This window comes from Chitinophaga sp. RCC_12 (assembly GCF_041360695.1).
GTDB lineage: Bacteria > Bacteroidota > Bacteroidia > Chitinophagales > Chitinophagaceae > Chitinophaga.
Window position 1 is genome coordinate 251,475 of record NZ_JBFUPS010000006.1, and the last position, 15,918, is coordinate 267,392.

At 45.2% G+C, this 15,918-nt stretch carries 15 protein-coding genes and 1 tRNA gene; 5 read left to right on the top strand and 11 right to left on the bottom strand.

Going from position 1 to position 15,918, the window contains the following annotated elements; all coding sequences use genetic code 11:
* Nucleotides 1-80 precede the first annotated feature (80 nt).
* The 5 genes from AB6805_RS19345 to glyA all read right to left on the bottom strand — a co-directional run bounded on the left by AB6805_RS19345 (nt 81) and on the right by glyA (nt 4,381).
* Nucleotides 81-740: a hypothetical protein gene (locus AB6805_RS19345; RefSeq protein WP_370911093.1), complete on the bottom strand. Its 660-nt coding sequence runs from the start codon at nt 738-740 to the stop codon at nt 81-83.
* Between the two features lies 1 nt (nt 741).
* Entirely contained in the window at nt 742-1,113 is a 372-nt protein-coding gene (locus AB6805_RS19350; RefSeq protein ID WP_079469656.1) for a GntR family transcriptional regulator, read from the bottom strand.
* A 12-nt stretch (nt 1,114-1,125) separates the two neighbouring features.
* Nucleotides 1,126-1,941 (bottom strand): hypothetical protein, encoded by an 816-nt coding sequence (locus AB6805_RS19355; protein ID WP_370911094.1) that lies wholly within the window; start codon nt 1,939-1,941, stop codon nt 1,126-1,128.
* Between the two features lie 7 nt (nt 1,942-1,948).
* Nucleotides 1,949-2,782, bottom strand: coding sequence for an ATP-binding cassette domain-containing protein (locus tag AB6805_RS19360; protein WP_370911095.1), 834 nt, complete (start codon nt 2,780-2,782; stop codon nt 1,949-1,951).
* A gap of 321 nt (nt 2,783-3,103) precedes the next feature.
* On the bottom strand, nt 3,104-4,381 hold the full coding sequence (gene glyA / locus AB6805_RS19365) for a serine hydroxymethyltransferase (protein ID WP_370911096.1): 1,278 nt from the start codon (nt 4,379-4,381) through the stop codon (nt 3,104-3,106).
* Between the two features lie 138 nt (nt 4,382-4,519).
* Between glyA and AB6805_RS19370 the strand changes: the two genes are divergently transcribed.
* Nucleotides 4,520-5,512, top strand: a complete 993-nt coding sequence (locus AB6805_RS19370; protein ID WP_370911097.1) for a sugar phosphate nucleotidyltransferase — start codon at nt 4,520-4,522, stop codon at nt 5,510-5,512.
* A gap of 33 nt (nt 5,513-5,545) precedes the next feature.
* On the top strand, nt 5,546-6,493 hold the full coding sequence (locus tag AB6805_RS19375; RefSeq protein ID WP_370911098.1) for an NAD(P)H-dependent flavin oxidoreductase: 948 nt from the start codon (nt 5,546-5,548) through the stop codon (nt 6,491-6,493).
* A gap of 44 nt (nt 6,494-6,537) precedes the next feature.
* Here the strand turns inward: AB6805_RS19375 and AB6805_RS19380 are convergent, their stop codons facing one another.
* From AB6805_RS19380 to AB6805_RS19395, 4 genes are all read right to left on the bottom strand, one after another.
* Nucleotides 6,538-7,833 carry an ABC transporter permease gene (locus AB6805_RS19380; protein ID WP_370911099.1) on the bottom strand — a complete coding sequence of 432 codons (1,296 nt, stop codon included), beginning with the start codon at nt 7,831-7,833 and terminating at the stop codon, nt 6,538-6,540.
* A gap of 14 nt (nt 7,834-7,847) precedes the next feature.
* The gene (locus AB6805_RS19385; protein ID WP_370911100.1) at nt 7,848-8,792 is read right to left on the bottom strand and encodes an ABC transporter ATP-binding protein; all 945 of its coding nucleotides are present in this window, start codon (nt 8,790-8,792) and stop codon (nt 7,848-7,850) included.
* A gap of 46 nt (nt 8,793-8,838) precedes the next feature.
* Entirely contained in the window at nt 8,839-10,398 is a 1,560-nt protein-coding gene (locus tag AB6805_RS19390; RefSeq protein ID WP_370911101.1) for an NAD(P)/FAD-dependent oxidoreductase, read from the bottom strand.
* Nucleotides 10,399-10,540: 142 nt separating this feature from the next.
* On the bottom strand, nt 10,541-10,927 hold the full coding sequence (locus AB6805_RS19395; protein ID WP_370911102.1) for a DUF3127 domain-containing protein: 387 nt from the start codon (nt 10,925-10,927) through the stop codon (nt 10,541-10,543).
* 552 nt (nt 10,928-11,479) lie between these two features.
* On the opposite strand from AB6805_RS19395, the gene dnaA reads away from it, so the two are divergent.
* A complete protein-coding gene (gene dnaA, locus AB6805_RS19400; protein ID WP_079469646.1) occupies nt 11,480-12,913 on the top strand; it encodes a chromosomal replication initiator protein DnaA in 1,434 nt (477 codons plus the stop codon).
* Nucleotides 12,914-13,107: 194 nt separating this feature from the next.
* A tRNA-Ser gene (locus AB6805_RS19405) sits at nt 13,108-13,199 on the top strand.
* Nucleotides 13,200-13,285: 86 nt separating this feature from the next.
* Here AB6805_RS19405 and AB6805_RS19410 read toward each other — a convergent pair.
* On the bottom strand, nt 13,286-13,708 hold the full coding sequence (locus AB6805_RS19410) for a winged helix-turn-helix transcriptional regulator (protein ID WP_370911103.1): 423 nt from the start codon (nt 13,706-13,708) through the stop codon (nt 13,286-13,288).
* Nucleotides 13,709-13,839: 131 nt separating this feature from the next.
* Here AB6805_RS19410 and AB6805_RS19415 point away from each other — a divergent pair, with 131 nt between their 5' ends.
* On the top strand, nt 13,840-14,949 hold the full coding sequence (locus AB6805_RS19415) for an alkene reductase (protein WP_370911104.1): 1,110 nt from the start codon (nt 13,840-13,842) through the stop codon (nt 14,947-14,949).
* A gap of 131 nt (nt 14,950-15,080) precedes the next feature.
* Here the strand turns inward: AB6805_RS19415 and AB6805_RS19420 are convergent, their stop codons facing one another.
* Nucleotides 15,081-15,914 carry an enoyl-CoA hydratase/isomerase family protein gene (locus AB6805_RS19420; protein WP_370911105.1) on the bottom strand — a complete coding sequence of 278 codons (834 nt, stop codon included), beginning with the start codon at nt 15,912-15,914 and terminating at the stop codon, nt 15,081-15,083.
* Nucleotides 15,915-15,918: the final 4 nt, after the last annotated feature.

The window sequence follows — 15,918 nt, forward strand, 5'->3', positions numbered from 1 at the left end:
TTTAACACAAAAACTTGTTATGTAATTTTAAACCGGCTGAAAAACCGGTTTATGCATTGATAGAATTTATTGCTAAATCTTTAGTTAATCCGTTTTAAACTTTGTAAGGACCTGCCGGTTATATTCAGGTCCTCTAAACTATCCACGCTGAATTCCCCCGACTGATACGGTGCATAAAAATACAGTGAGCCATGTTTAGCCATCGTTACTTTCACAGAGTCCAGTATATTATTTTCATTTATTTCCAGCGTATTGTTTTCTCCTCCCGTAAAGGCAAAAGAATTAATTTTTGTATTGATCACAAAAGTCCGCAGACTTTTACCTGCATTGATTTCCAGCTTTGGTGATTTAATATCTGAAACTGTCAGGCTGTAATCGCTTTTGTTGTCGATATAGCCGATAGCAGGAGCATACAAGGTGATGTCACGCGCCTTGCTGATCGCTACGTAAAGTGTGTCGCCCGACATATCATAAGTAGCGTTCTTATAGAATTCGAGACTGTATTCCGGCGATTCACGCACATAGATAGTAGCTTCGCCATTTGCAGTAGTGTTCTTCAGTACCAGCGCTTTGAAAGCAGGTACGGTCATTTTTGCATAATCCGGATCCTTTTGTGGCTGGTAGTTCTCTGTATTGGTGATGCCTTTATTGTAATTGGCTTTTAGTATAATGGCAGAAAACAGCATGAGTAACACCAGTACCCCTGAAAAACCTAATAGTAATTTATGGCTGATTTTCATGTTAGTTGAAATTTGATTTTTTGAATTTCTCAAAATGAGGTTTCAGTTCATCGAGGTCGAGATCGAGCAGGTACATACTGCGGAAGAAACTTGGCAATTCGTTCCGGATAAAAGTGTCTTTTTTGAATTGCTTTATTTTCTTCACCGCATCTCCGCTGATAAAATAGCCGATCCCTCTTTTATTCTGAATAATTTCCTGTTGCTGCAGGAGCTCGCAGGTGCGCATCACTGTATTGGGATTTACTTCCAGCGAAACCGCCAGTTCCCTTACAGAAGGAATACGTTCTTCCGGCTGCCATTTAGTAAGCAATATCTGTTCGCAGATATAATCCGCGATCTGTATGTATATTGCCTGTGTATCTTTGAATTCCATTTCGCTAAGTTTTTAAATTTCTTGATCCTTCAACCGGAAATAAGCAATGGTCCAGAGTACAGGGGCTATCACAAATTTTATCATAAACAGGTAAGTGTTTTGCAGCCATTCCGGGATCAGGTATTGTGTAGTGTGCCATGAGGTGGGCCCGCCTTCCAAACTCGAGACCAGCAGGAATGGTACCGATCTTTTCCAGAAGTCATGTCCAAATCCGAAAATCAGGGTAACGATGATGCAGTTAACAAGCCACAATCCGAATCCGGCTGCAAAAATGGATAACACTGTTTTAATAAAACTGTACTTATGGAAGTAGGTGGCACCCAGTAAAAATGCCGCCTGCAGTACAATATAGCTGTAATAGATGTATACCTTTTCTTTCGGGTTGTCCAGGAAGTCGTAGTTTCTTTCTATTTTTTGATTGAGGGCAGCTAACTGTGTGCTTTCAATAATTTTAAAACTCAGGTAGCTGCTGATATGATAAAACAAAAAATAGCCTATACTGCTGATGAGAAACAGGGTAATGAATTTCTCAAACTGGGAGGCCGGCAACATTAAGAAGTCTACTCCTTTTTCCTTGCTACCCAGCTCATTAAAAGCCCTGCTGGTGAATAACAGGCCGCCAAAGAATAAACCGATATAATAGAAGGGAACCATCTCGTTTATGCGGTGGAAGGGTTGGCGGGCTACCAGTACCATTAAAAGCGCCATGCCGGTCATCAGCCCGAATATGGCAAGCATGCCCATTCCATAAAAGCGGTAATGATCGGTAAAATGTTTTTGCAGGTATAGCTGCATACGACGAACATTAAATACGTTGTTTGGTTGCATGTGTGGATCAGTTGAATATTTCCTGGATGGGTTTATGATTGGTGAGGATCGCATTGAACAGCAGCTCCATATCTATTTTACTTTGTTCCTGGCCTGCGTTGCGGGTAATGATGGTATGTCCGCGCAGGTTGCTGTCCGCGAAGAGGACACCGGTGGTTTCCTCGATCCTGCTCACGGTTTTGAAGCTCAATTTGTCTGTTACCGTTTGTACATCTTCCCGGAAAATAATTTTGTGATCATCAATGATCACGATGCTGTCGATGAGATTATCCAGGTCGCGTACCTGGTGTGTGGAAATCACAATGCATTTTTCGTCGCTCACTGCGGCGGCAATTACTTTACGGAACTGGCTTTTGGAGGGGATATCCAGGCCATTGGTGGGTTCGTCCATGATCAACACTTTGGTGTTGGTGGCCAGGGCGAAACTGATCAGTACTTTTTTCTTTTGTCCGTACGACATTTCCGTCAACTGCTGGTCTTTTGGAATTTCAAATTCCTTGAGATAGTTGTAAAACGCGGCCTCATCGAAGTTGGGATAAAAAGGGGCGTAGGTGTTGACATATCTTTTCACACTTACTTTTGGGAGATAGAATTCTTCCGGCACCAGGAATATCTCCCGGAGGAAGGCGGGTTGTCTTTTGGCAGATGAATAGCCCATCACCTCACAGGTGCCGCTGTCGGGGAACAGTAAGCCGGCCATTTGTTTGAGGAGCGTGGATTTGCCCGCACCGTTTTTTCCAAGCAAACCATAAATATGTCCTGCTTCCAGCCGTAGCTGTAAGTTTTCAAACAGGGGCTTGTTTTTCCGGTAGCTGAATGTCAGGGATTGGATGTTAATCATATCTTGTGGTTTAGTGCACTACTTAACTAGTACACTATAAAGATAAGGGTATATTCCGGAAATCAAAATAAATGCAGCGATTTTTTTTGCGGGGCGCTTTCGCCTTCGGCGAAGCGGAAATTGTCTTGGCTCAGGATTACGCTGATTTTACTGATTACCTGGATTTTTACTTTTTGATTATAAAAGATAAAGGGAGATAGAAGCGGATATTCGCTTTTATCTCCCTTTATTATTAAATCTCAAAATCAAAAAAAAATCAAAAAAGTAAAAATCCAGCTAATCAGTAAAATCAGCGTAATCCTGAGCCAAGACAAAATCCGCCTACAACTCGGGATACAGCGGGAACTGCTGCATAAACGTATTCACTTCGCCTCTAACTTTGAGGATCAGCGCTTCATTGTCTGCGTCCAGCAGCAAGGCATCGATCCAGTCAACGATCTGGCCCATATGGCCTTCGTTCATACCACGGGTGGTGATAGCGGGAACGCCGATACGGATGCCGGAAGTAACAAAGGCAGATTTATCGTCGAAAGGCACCATGTTTTTATTGACGGTGATATCGGCTTTTACCAGTGTTTGTTCTGCTTTTTTACCGGAGATATTTTTATTACGGAGGTCAATCAGCATCAGGTGATTGTCGGTACCACCGGAAATGATTTCGTATCCTTTGCCTACAAAGCTTTTCGCCATGGACTGCGCATTTTTCAGGATCTGGTTGGCGTATACCGTGTACTCGTCAGACAGTATCTCGAAGAAGGAAACAGCTTTAGCGGCAATTACATGTTCCAGCGGACCGCCCTGGATACCAGGGAATACAGCGGTATCAATGAGAGAACTCATCAGGCGGGTTTCGCCTTTTGGTGTTTTCAGACCGAACGGATTTTCGAAATCTGCGCCCATCATGATCATACCGCCGCGGGGCCCACGGAGGGTTTTATGGGTAGTGGTGGTTACGAAATGGCAATGGGCAAACGGAGAGTTCAGTAAGCCTTTGGCAATCAAACCTGCCGGGTGGGCAATATCAGCCAGTACAAAAGCGCCTACCTGGTCAGCTATTTCACGGATACGTTTGTAATCCCAGTCGCGGCTGTAAGCAGAAGCACCGCAAACAATCAGTTTGGGCTTTTCGCGATTGGCAATTTCTTCCATTTTATCATATTCTACCAGGCCTGTTTCTTTGTTAACACCATAGAAATGAGGTTGGTAGAGCTTTCCGGAGTAGTTTACGGAAGAACCGTGGGTAAGATGGCCTCCCATGCTCAGATCCAGTCCGAGGATTTTATCGCCCGGTTGCAGAATAGCCAGCATAACAGCGGCATTGGCCTGTGCCCCTGAGTGAGGTTGTACGTTCACATAAGCAGCGCCAAATATTTCTTTAGCCCTGTCAATCGCCAGTTGTTCGCTCTGGTCCACAATTTCACAGCCCGCATAATATCTTCTGCCAGGATAACCTTCGGCGTATTTATTCGTCATCACATGTCCCATCGCCTGCATTACCTGTAAGCTGGTAAAGTTTTCAGATGCGATCAATTCAATGCCGTGGCGCTGACGCTCCAACTCCTGGCCGATTAAATCAAATATTTGCTGGTCTCTTTGCATGTTGCCTTAAATTTCGTGCAAAAATAAATTAAAGCCGGATCAATTGCAAGCATAAAGGCTTCTGCTTTATGCTTTCCGCTTTTTATGTTAATTTCGCCGCATTCGAGCAGCAATAGCTAATCCTAACTACAACACTAAATGAAGGCAATAATACCAGTGGCAGGGGCAGGCACCAAGCTTCGTCCACATACATATACACAGCCTAAAGCATTAATACCTTTAGCCGGCAGAACCATTCTCAGTATCATTATTGATCAGTTGGTGGATGCGGGTATCACAGAATTTGTTTTTGTGGTAGGCTATCTTGGTGAAAAGATCCAGCATTATGTAGAAAAGAAGTATCCGCAGCTTACCTGCCACTTTGTGCAGCAAAACAGCCGCGAAGGTACCGGTCATGCTTTATCCCTTACCCGCGATGTAGTGGGTAATGATGAAATACTGATTGTACTTGGCGATACCATCTGTGAATGCGACTTTAAAGAAGTGATCGCCTCTCCTTACTCTATGCTGGGCCTGAAGAAAGTAGACGACCCGCGTAACTTCGGCGTTGCCGAACTGGATGAACAGGGTAAAATTACCCGCGTAGTGGAAAAGCCACAGATCCCTAAGTCGAACCTCGCACTGGTGGGACTTTACAAGATCAAGGAAACGGATCAGCTGTACGACTGCCTCCAAAGCAATATCGACAACAGGATAAAGTCGCACGATGAGTTCCAGCTCACAGATGCACTGGAATGTATGATTGAGCACGGTGTGCAGTTCAACGGCTTCAAAGTATCCAACTGGTTCGATTGCGGCCGGAAAGACACGCTGCTGGAAACAAACGCTATCCTCCTGAAGAAATATAAACTGGCCAGCAATCCCGTATTACCATATGAAAATACGATCATCATCCCGCCGGTAAGCATAGGGGAAGGCTGTAACATTAAAAACGCCATTATCGGCCCTAATGTGGCCATTGGTGATAATACGGTGATCAACTACTCTATTGTAAAGGATTCTATTATCGGCTCTTTCAGCAACCTGTATGAAGTAGTATTGAAATCTTCCCTGATAGGCAGCGATGCCAATATCCGCGGATTGAGCCAGAGCCTGAACATAGGCGATAATACCGAAATAGACCTGGGATAATACCGGCAGCATCAAGCTATAGTATATTCGCTTATGAACAACCGTATCACTTCCTTATTCGATATTCAATATCCTGTTATCCAGGCTGGCATGATTTGGGCGAGCGGATGGCGTTTAGCCAGCGCAGTTAGTAATGCCGGCGGCCTGGGCCTCATCGGCGCGGGAAGCATGTACCCTGCCGTATTGCGGGAGCACATTCAAAAGTGTAAACAGGCAACTGATAAGCCTTTCGGAGTGAATGTACCCTTGTTATACCCGGATATTGACCAGCTGATAAATATTATCCTGGAAGAAGGAGTACAAATTGTGTTCACTTCTGCCGGGAATCCTAAAACGTGGACACCGGTACTGAAAGCGGCAGGCATCAAGGTAGTGCATGTGGTATCCAGCGCAGCCTTTGCATTAAAAAGCGAGGCCGCAGGCGTAGATGCAGTAGTAGCAGAAGGATTTGAAGCCGGCGGTCATAACGGCCGCGAAGAAACCACCACCATGGTATTGATCCCGGCAGTATGCGAACAGGTAAAAATACCGGTTATTGCAGCCGGGGGCATAGGCTCCGGGAAAGCCATGGCAGCAGCATTTGCCTTAGGCGCATCTGGTGTGCAGGTAGGCAGCCGTTTTGTAGCAACCCCCGAAGCATCTTCCCATATAAATTTTAAACAGGCGGTGGTAAATGCCAAAGAAGGTGATACCATGTTAAGTTTAAAGAAGCTGGCACCGGTGCGCCTTATCAAAAATAATTTTTACCAGGCGGTGCGGCAGGCAGAAGATAACGGCGCAGATATAAATGCCCTGAAAACCTTGCTGGGACGCGCCCGCGCCAAATCAGGCATGTTTGAAGGTAACCTCGAAGAAGGGGAACTGGAAATAGGCCAGGTAAGTGCGCTGATACATGATATAAAGCCTGCAGCAGCTGTATTGGCGGAAATATGGACGGAGTTCAGGGAAACCATCCGCCGTTTAAATAGCTTCGATATTTGATTGGTTACCGGAACAACTGCCCCGGTAACCATCTCACAAAATTTTTATGGTTTTCTTACTACCCACTTCATCGCTTCTTTCAGCGTAATTTTCTTTCCATACATCAGGATCCCTGTGCGGTATATTCTGCCAGCTAACCAGGTAGTACCCAAAAAGCCACCAATAAGACAAACAAACGACAATATCAGCTGCCAGTAAGGTACTGTGCCGGGAACGCCATAGGGCAGCCGCGCCATCATTACCATCGGCGATGTGAACGGGATAATACTGCCCCATACCGCGAGCGGACTACCAGGGTCCTGTACTGCCTTCATCATAATCATGATACCAATAATGATGGGCACTGTTACGGGAATGGTGAGCTGCTGTACGTCGGAAGCATCTTCGTTGACCAAACTGCCAATGGCGGCATACAAGGCAGAGTAAAAGAGATACCCTCCCAGGAAATACAACACAAAGCAAGGTACCAGTAAGCTCCAGTTGATACTGCCTATCACTTCCCGCATTCTGTGCACCATTTCAGCCGTTTGTGCCGGGTTGCCCTGGGCGGCAGCTGCCTGCATGCTTTCAGGAGAAAAGAACAATGGTATCAGGGAATATATGGCTGTAATGAAGATACCCCATATAAAAAATTGCAGCAGGCCCACTGCGGCTATGCCTACAATTTTTCCCATCATCAGCTGGAAAGGCTTCACGCTGGAGATCATTACTTCTGCAATGCGGCTCACTTTTTCTTCCATCACGCCCCGCATAACGGAGGTACCAAACAGTAACAGTACAAAGTAGATAATGAACCCGCTGGCATAGCCTACTCCATAAGACACCCAGGAGCTGCCTTTCTTTTCGTCCTTACCATTTTTAAAGGTTACTTCCACATCCGACCTGATTTCATCCATTTTAGAGGGTTCAATCCCCTGCAGCTGCATGCGTTTCTTTTCAATGATGCTGTTGATATCCTTGTTGATACTGTTTTCTATGGTGATGCTTGCCTGGCCGCTGCTGTAAAATTCAAAGCCGGAGGGCCTGTTGATATCAAACTCGGGGATATACAGCACGCCTTCATAGCCGAGGTCACTGTAATGCAGTTTGAGGCTATCGATGGGCTGGTTTTGCACGTATTTGAAATATACGCCTTTGGAATCGGGGAACTTGTTTTCAAACAACCCGCTTTTGTCTACCACCGCAATGAGCTTATGTTCACTGGAAGAAGTAGATAAAAGGATGGGCACAATGATCATGGCAGCAAAGGCCAGGGGTACCAGTATAGTGGTGATGAGGAATGATTTTTTACGCACGCGGGTAAAGAATTCCCTTTTTATAATGAGCCAGATTTTCTCCATAAGTAGCAGGTTAATCAGGCCAGCGGCAAAGCAGCTACGGGGGCGTTGCTGTTTTCGGTTTGCTGCACCTGGGTGATAAATACCTCGTTGATAGAAGGAAGGATTTCTTCAAAATATGTAACAGAAATGTCCTGGCGGATGAAGTGCAGCAGGATATCGTTGGTGCTGCTGTCTTCATTCATTTTTACGGTAAACGCCTTATCATGTGTTTGCACAATGTTAAAGTGATAAGTAGCCATTTGTGCAGGATTAGGCATCGTGCCCAGGCCTACTTTAAAAAGGCCCTGTTTAAAATCCTGCTGGATTTGTTTTACGCTGCCGTCCAGTATTTTATGGCCTTTGTTGATCAGCATGATATGGTCGCAGATTTCTTCTACCTGTTCCATGCGGTGGGTAGAGAAAATAATGGTGGTACCTTGCTGACTGAGGTTGAAAATTTCCTGTTTAATGAGGTTGGAGTTGATAGGGTCCAGGCCGGAGAAGGGTTCATCGAGGATCAGCAGCCTGGGCTGATGTAGAACAGTGGAGATGAACTGCACTTTCTGCTGCATGCCTTTACTGAGTTCATCGACCCGTTTGTTGTACCAGGAGTTGATATCGAATTTATCAAACCAGTATTGGATCTTCTGTACCGCTTCTTTCCGGGAGAGTCCTTTGAGCTGGGCGAGATAGAGTGTTTGTTCGCCTACCTTCATTTTTTTATAGAGACCTCTTTCTTCCGGCATATACCCGATGTACTGCACATCGTTTTCCGGGTTGAATTTTTGTCCGTTGAAAATGATCTGGCCTTCATCGGGGTAGAAGATACCGGTAATCATGCGGAGCAGGGTTGTTTTACCGGCGCCGTTAGGACCCAGTAATCCGAAGATGCTGCCCTGCTGTATATCAAAGCTAACATCATCCACCGCTTTGTGGGTGTCATAATGTTTTTTCAGGTGTTTGACTTCGAGTAGGTTCATGGTGAAAAATTAGTGATTAATCCCCAATAAATAAGTCGGAATATCGTTACGACAACTTTGCGGCGATGATGGCGGCCACGCGTTCGCCGTCCATTGCAGCGGATACGATCCCTCCGGCATATCCGGCGCCTTCCGCGCAGGGATAAAGACCTGCCACCTGCGGGTGTTCCAGCGTATCATTATTACGGGGAATGCGTACCGGTGAAGAGGTGCGTGACTCTGTGGCCACCAGTACAGCATTTTCGGTGTAGTATCCTTTCATTTTGCGGCCAAAGGCTTTAAAGGCGCCGGCGAGGCGCTGGTGTACTACTTTGGGTAATACGCTGCGCAGATCCACGCTGTTGAGACCCGGCACATACGAGCATTCAGGCAAGGATGCAGACACTTTTTTATTGACAAAGTCGGTCATGCGTTGTGCGGGCGCCACGAAGTTGCCGCCACCGGCATGATACGCCTGTTTTTCAACCGCCTGTTGAAAGTACATCGCTGCAAGCGGGCCGTGATGTGCGAATGGTGCAAAGTCGGATTCATCAACGGTAACCACCATGCCTGAATTAGCGAAGGGGTTGTTTCGTTTGGAAGGCGACCAGCCATTCACCACCAGTTCGCCGGGATCGGTAGCTGCGGGGGCGATAATGCCACCCGGGCACATACAGAAAGAGAATACGCCGCGGCCTTCCACCTGTTCTACCAGGCTGTAACTGGCTGGCGGGAGATATTCGCCACGCACCTGGCAATGATACTGTGCATTGTCGATGAGTTCCTGCGGGTGTTCCACGCGCACACCGAGGGCAAAGGGTTTGGCTTCCAGCAAAATGTTTTGCTGGTGGAGCATGATAAATATATCGCGGGCGGAGTGGCCTGTGGCGAGAATTAGTTGTTTGCCTTCGAATATTTGCCCCGTGGCGGTTTGCACGCCTGTAACTGCGCCATTGCTGATTTGTATGGCGCTTACTTTTTGTTCGAAGTGTACTTCTCCGCCGCTGTTGATGATTTGTTCGCGCATAGCGGTGATGATATGCGGGAGTTTGTTGGTGCCGATGTGCGGGTGTGCATCGATCATAATCTTATCTTCTGCGCCGAAGTGTACGAATATGTTGAGGATGCGGTTAATATCGCCGCGTTTATTGGAGCGGGTATATAGTTTACCATCGGAGTAGGTACCGGCGCCGCCTTCGCCGAAGCAGTAGTTGGAGTCGGGGTTTACGATACCTGTTTTATTGAGGGCGGCGAGATCGCGGCGTCGTGCGCGTACATCTTTACCGCGTTCCAGTATAACTGGTTTTACGCCTGCTTCTATGAGCCGCAAGGCGGCGAAGAGGCCCGCGGGTCCGGCGCCTGCAATCAGCACCCGTGGTGCATTGGCTGGCAGAGATGGATATACCGGATGGGTGTGTTGCCTTTCTTCAAAAGGTTCGTTAATGAATACCTGTATGGTAAGGACAAAGAACACCTGTTTGGAACGTGCGTCTATAGAGCGTTTCAGCAGATTGAATCCTGTAATGTCGGCAGGCTTTACACTTAGTGTGGCAGCAGCGTGCTGTATGATATTTGTATGAGAGGCGGCATCGGCCGGCAGTAATTTGAGAGATATTTGTTGTATCATATTAGCGGTTAGGTGTTTATCCTAAAACTGCGGCAAAGATAGCAAATGCGGGGTAATGTATAAAATGAGTAAAGCGAAGACATAAGGGGATGTAATCCGCTTATATCTTCGCTTCAATAGCTTTTGTGTGATGCTTTTCAGCTTAGAAAGGCAGGTCGTCGCCGCCATCTCCGCCGCTTGCAGGCATCTGTGGAGTATTGTAGTTAGGCTGTGGATCTGCGCCCGGAGCAGGTGCTGCCATTACAGATTCCATACGCCATGCGTCCAGGTTGGTGATGTAGTTCACTTTACCATCTTTTTCCCATCTGGTGCCTTTGATATTGAAATAAACTTTAACGTTTTCACCTTCATTGAACCGGTCTACAATACCAGTGCGGTCTTGCACCGACTGAAACTTTATATAGTTGTTGATAACACGGCCATTGATGTCGTCGGACTTCTCAATAACGAACTCTCTTGTCTTAAAAGTTTCGCTACGTTGTACCGTGTTGTACTTCACAATCAGCTTTCCGGTAATTTCAAAACTCATAGAAAAATTATTTTAAATTCAGAAGGGTCAAAGATAAGGTATTCGGCTTAGTGCGGACAAATATTTTTTATTAATCCGGTGCGCGTGGATATAAATAAATACTTTCACAATTACTATCCCCTAATACATTTTTTTAAATGGAGATACTAACATAGTTTTGCACCCTCTCCCGAAAAAGTGTGAATATCTCATGACTTAACAGTGAACATATTTTTTTGAGAGAAAGGATACAATATTATTTTATCAATTATATATCCATATTTATGATAAAAAGGAGAATGGAAAAGATAAAGGTGCTGTTAATCAATGGGGTTTATAGTAATGAAAACCTTGTCACGTCTGGGCTGTAAAGCCACAGCAGTAGTGGAAAAAGGGGTTTTGGTACTCTGTAATCAGGAGAATATAAACAAGGGTAGATAAATTTTTTTTTTCAACATTTTCTACAGATATTCGTCGTCCTGTCTGAAAATTTTTCAACTTCCTGCGTTGGGGAATTTCGAATTCGAGAACTAAGCATCCTTAATTAAGAAACAACTAATTTTTTTTATCTCAATGAATAAAACTTGCGAACAAGTTTGGGAAAAGTGTCTTAATATAATTAGGGATATAGTAGAATGGCAGCCGTTTAAGACATGGTTTGAACCTATTAAACCCATTAAACTTGAAAACAATGTTTTAACCATCCAGGTCCCCAGCCAATTCTTTTATGAATACCTTGAGGAGCATTATGTGGGATTGTTAGGAAAAACCATCAAGAGAGAATTAGGTAAAGAAGCCCGGTTGGAGTATCGCATTGTAGTAGAGAACGGTACGCCACATCAGCATCCCAGAACAGTAAACATGCCCACGCAGTTTACCAAACCTCAGAAAGACAATGAAGTAGATTTTCCTTTAACGATTCACAACCCGGTTAAGAATCCCTTTGTTATTCCGGGCATTAAAAGGGTACAGATTGACTCGCAGCTCAATCCCAATTATACGTTTGATGCGTATGTAGAAGGAGACAGTAACCGTGTGGCAAGACGTGCAGGTAAAACAGTGGCCGAAAAGCCCGGTGGCACCTCTTTTAATCCGCTGGTAATATATGGTGGAGTAGGTTTGGGAAAAACGCATCTTGCACAGGCAGTAGGCAATGATGTAAAACGTATACATCCGAACAAAGCGGTGTTATATGTAAGTGCAGAGAAATTCATTAACCAGTTTATAGATCACTCCAAGAATAATATCATCAACGACTTTATCCACTTTTACCAGTTGATAGATGTGTTGATCGTAGATGATATCCAGTTCTTTGCCCGCGCAGAGAAAACACAGGATGCCTTCTTCGCTATCTTTAACCACCTGCACCAATCCGGCAAGCAACTGATCCTAACGTCTGATAAGGCGCCTAAAGATCTGGATGGCGTACAGGAAAGATTACTGAGCCGTTTCCGCTGGGGACTGAGCGCTGATATCCAGATCCCCGATTTTGAAACCCGGATGGAAATCCTGGAAATGAAGATGCGGAACGATGGACTGGAAATGCCGAAAGAAGTAGTGAAGTATGTAGCCTATAACATCCAGACAAACGTACGTGAACTGGAAGGCGCACTGATTTCCCTGCTGGCACAATCGTCGCTGAACCGTAAGGAAATAGACCTGGAACTGGCGAAACGCGTATTGAAATCTTTCGTAAAAACATCTTCCAAAGAAATTACAATCGAGAGTATCCAGAAAATGGTCTGCGAATATTTTGATGTGCCTTATGATAAGCTGTTGCAAAAAACACGTAAACGTGAAATTGTGCAGGCCAGGCAAATCACCATGTATCTTGCTAAATCATTTACTAAAAATTCCCTGAAAACAATCGGTGAACATTTTGGTGGACGCGATCATACCACCGTTATCCACAGCTGTCAAACCGTAAAGGACCTGATGGATACTGACAATAACTTCCGTGACAGTGTAATTGAATTGCAACAGAAAGTACAACTGGCGGCCATGTAAAGCCGGCCTTAGCCCTGATAACCTATTTTAAAAAGCCGTGCAGCAACTGCACGGCTTTTTCATGTCCACCCGCATGGGGAGTGCCTTTCAGCGGATTTCCATGTGCTCAGGGCAAGTTTTTTTGTAAAAAACGGAATTTGCTTTTGGAGAATATAAAACTTTTCCTATTTTTGCAACCCCTTCAGGGAAATAATGGAGAGATGCCTGAGTGGCCGAAAGGAACGGTTTGCTAAACCGTCATACGGGTTAAACTGTATCGAGGGTTCGAATCCCTCTCTCTCCGCCAGGAAAAAGCCTTCAAATCGAAAGATTTGGAGGCTTTTTTGATTTGAGGGATTGAGATTGGATGAGCAGCAATCCTATAGCCAAACCTTATCCGATCTTACGCGTTACCATCATATGTCTATAAATCTGGCATGTCGATTTTGAAGTTTCGCTAATCTTAGGTGCCTGCTTAATAACACTCTCCAAAAAGCTGCGATTAGCATCACCCCATTGGTTCATGGCATCAATAATAGGCATCAGCGAACAGCCGATCTCCGTAAGCGAATACTCCACTTTAGGCGGTAGTTGCGGGTAGGTTTTCTTCTCTATCATACCATGCCCTTCCAATTCTTTGAGTTGTACGTTCAGCACCCTGCGGGTAGCTCCGGGAAATAAGCGTAGTATCTCGCTTGGACGCTTTACATCCATCGAAATAGCACGGAGGATGGCTGGCTTCCATTTGCCATTCAGCACTTCTTTAGTCAGGTGCAGTCCGCAATCTATTGTGAGGGGAGTCTTTCTTTCGTACATATGCTGTTCACTTTATTCAAAAATAGGCATTGTATTTTAATTCCTTAATGGGATAAATTTATCCCTATGGCATTAGTTTCTCCCGTATTGTAACGCTGGGGCATATGCCCGAAGTTTGCTTTAAAAAAACAATGGGAAATACAGCACAACCTCTGTTAGAGGAATATCAGATAGGTGATTTGAAATTAAAAAACCGGGTGGTAATGGCATCACTTACGCGTGGCCGTGCCACCAATACAGGCCTGGTTCCTACACCATTGATGGCCAGGTATTATGCACAACGCGCTTCAGCAGGCTTAATATTGAGTGAAGGCACCTGGGTGAATCCGAAGTCCATTGGTTTTATTAATGTGCCAGGCATTTATACGCAGGAGCAGATTGAAGGATGGAAACTGGTGACCCAGGCAGTACACAACAAAGGAGGATTAATCTTCTCTCAATTAGGGCATATTGGTGCTGCATCTCATCCGGATTTTTTTGATGGTGAATTGCCGGCAGGGCCTTCCGCCATTAATCCGCAAAATCATTCTTTTACACCACAGGGCTTTAAAGATACACAAACGCCCCGCGAGTTCACCGTTGCTGAAATTAAACAAACTATACAGGACTACAGGCAGGCAGCTAAGAATGCGAAAGAAGCAGGATTTGATGGCGTTGAAGTACATGCACAGGCTGGCATGTTAATACCTCAATTTCTAAGCCTGGCCACTAATCATCGCACCGATGAGTATGGTGGCAGTATTGAAAATCGTGCACGTATTATATTTGAAATACTGGATGTCATCCTGGAAGTATGGGAAAGCACAAGGATAGCGATCAAGTTTACACCGGTCGCATACAGCCATGTAGGCATCGTGACGCCGGATAAAGAAACTATCCCCATGTTCCAGTACATCCTTAAAAAACTGAATGATTACAATCTTGCTTTCCTGCACATTGTTGGACCAGCAGAAACTTTAACAGGTACACCGGTAGAAGTATTGCAGGATAATTATTTCAGCCATTTCCGCTATCACTACAGCGGCAGGTTGATGGCTAATCTGGGCTTTACGCAGGAAAGCGGGAATGCCATTCTGAAAGAAGGCATAGCCGACCTGGTATCTTTTGGTGCACCATTCATTGCCAACCCCGATTTGGCAATCCGCTTTAAATATAATTTGCCATTGTCAGAAATCAACCGGGATACGTTGTATAGTGGAGGGGAAAATGGATATACCGATTATCCTGAAGCGGTGTTTTAAAACACCGGCCATTGAAGTAAATACTTCTTGTATCAATGCAAGAAGTATTTACTTCAATATGTGATTTGTCTGTCCTTTTTCGTTTCTGGCGGGATTGCCCGGTAACAGGTAGGTGTAAAACCCCGGGGCACTTACACTATATTTCTTAATAATTCTTCCAGTCTTAATTCGCCTGCCACCGTTTGTGCGCCGTTTGCCATTACTTTCTTCATGATCTCTGCAGTACGTGGAGTAAATGCCAGCGTCGCCCAACCATCATTTTCAGCTTTAAAGCCTTCTACATTTTTGGCCGGAGCTAAAACTTTTTTAACAGCTGCCATTACACCTTCCGGCAAGGCCGCAATGCGTTGCGCCAGTTGATTTACAAACAGATCGATTTCATTATCCGGCAAGGCGCGGTTGATCCAACCATAGCGTTCTGCAGTAGCAGCATCAAACAGGCCGGCTCCCAGTATAATTTCCAATGCGCGGCTGCGTGTCATCCTGGAAGAAAGATATTGCGTGGCTCCGCCTCCTGGTATAATACCCATCAGTGCTTCACACTGGGCCAGTTTCCCTTTTTCTGCAGCCGCGAAGCACATGTCTGCCGCCGCAACAAATTCGGCTCCACCACCACGGGCAATACCTTTCAATTTTACGATCGTTACCTGGGGCTGCTCCCTGAGCATTTCACCAACCGCCTGAAATATATTCAACCCTTCCGGTGCTGCTTTGGCTAATTCCTCCAATATCCCTTGTTCCTCAAGAATATTTATATCCACATGAGCGATGAAGAAATCCGGGTTTGCACTGTCAAACACGATCACTTTAACATCTTTATTATAGGATAACTCCCCGAGTAATTGCTTCAAGGCCTTGATCAATGACCCGCATAGTGCATTAACAGGTGCGTTATCCAGGGTGATATTGGCCACGCCGTTTTCGATAGTCAGATGAAGTAATTTGTTACTTTTATTCGCTGTCATTTCA

What these genes read in the sequence shown, in the direction of transcription:
- AB6805_RS19345 (WP_370911093.1), bottom strand. Translation starts at nt 740, where the DNA reads ATGAAAATCAGCCATAAATTACTATTAGGTTTTTCAGGGGTACTGGTG.
- AB6805_RS19350 (WP_079469656.1), bottom strand. Translation starts at nt 1,113, where the DNA reads ATGGAATTCAAAGATACACAGGCAATATACATACAGATCGCGGATTAT.
- AB6805_RS19355 (WP_370911094.1), bottom strand. Translation starts at nt 1,941, where the DNA reads ATGCAACCAAACAACGTATTTAATGTTCGTCGTATGCAGCTATACCTG.
- AB6805_RS19360 (WP_370911095.1), bottom strand. Translation starts at nt 2,782, where the DNA reads ATGATTAACATCCAATCCCTGACATTCAGCTACCGGAAAAACAAGCCC.
- glyA (WP_370911096.1), bottom strand. Translation starts at nt 4,381, where the DNA reads ATGCAAAGAGACCAGCAAATATTTGATTTAATCGGCCAGGAGTTGGAG.
- AB6805_RS19370 (WP_370911097.1), top strand. Translation starts at nt 4,520, where the DNA reads ATGAAGGCAATAATACCAGTGGCAGGGGCAGGCACCAAGCTTCGTCCA.
- AB6805_RS19375 (WP_370911098.1), top strand. Translation starts at nt 5,546, where the DNA reads ATGAACAACCGTATCACTTCCTTATTCGATATTCAATATCCTGTTATC.
- AB6805_RS19380 (WP_370911099.1), bottom strand. Translation starts at nt 7,833, where the DNA reads ATGGAGAAAATCTGGCTCATTATAAAAAGGGAATTCTTTACCCGCGTG.
- AB6805_RS19385 (WP_370911100.1), bottom strand. Translation starts at nt 8,792, where the DNA reads ATGAACCTACTCGAAGTCAAACACCTGAAAAAACATTATGACACCCAC.
- AB6805_RS19390 (WP_370911101.1), bottom strand. Translation starts at nt 10,398, where the DNA reads ATGATACAACAAATATCTCTCAAATTACTGCCGGCCGATGCCGCCTCT.
- AB6805_RS19395 (WP_370911102.1), bottom strand. Translation starts at nt 10,927, where the DNA reads ATGAGTTTTGAAATTACCGGAAAGCTGATTGTGAAGTACAACACGGTA.
- dnaA (WP_079469646.1), top strand. Translation starts at nt 11,480, where the DNA reads ATGAATAAAACTTGCGAACAAGTTTGGGAAAAGTGTCTTAATATAATT.
- AB6805_RS19410 (WP_370911103.1), bottom strand. Translation starts at nt 13,708, where the DNA reads ATGTACGAAAGAAAGACTCCCCTCACAATAGATTGCGGACTGCACCTG.
- AB6805_RS19415 (WP_370911104.1), top strand. Translation starts at nt 13,840, where the DNA reads ATGGGAAATACAGCACAACCTCTGTTAGAGGAATATCAGATAGGTGAT.
- AB6805_RS19420 (WP_370911105.1), bottom strand. Translation starts at nt 15,914, where the DNA reads ATGACAGCGAATAAAAGTAACAAATTACTTCATCTGACTATCGAAAAC.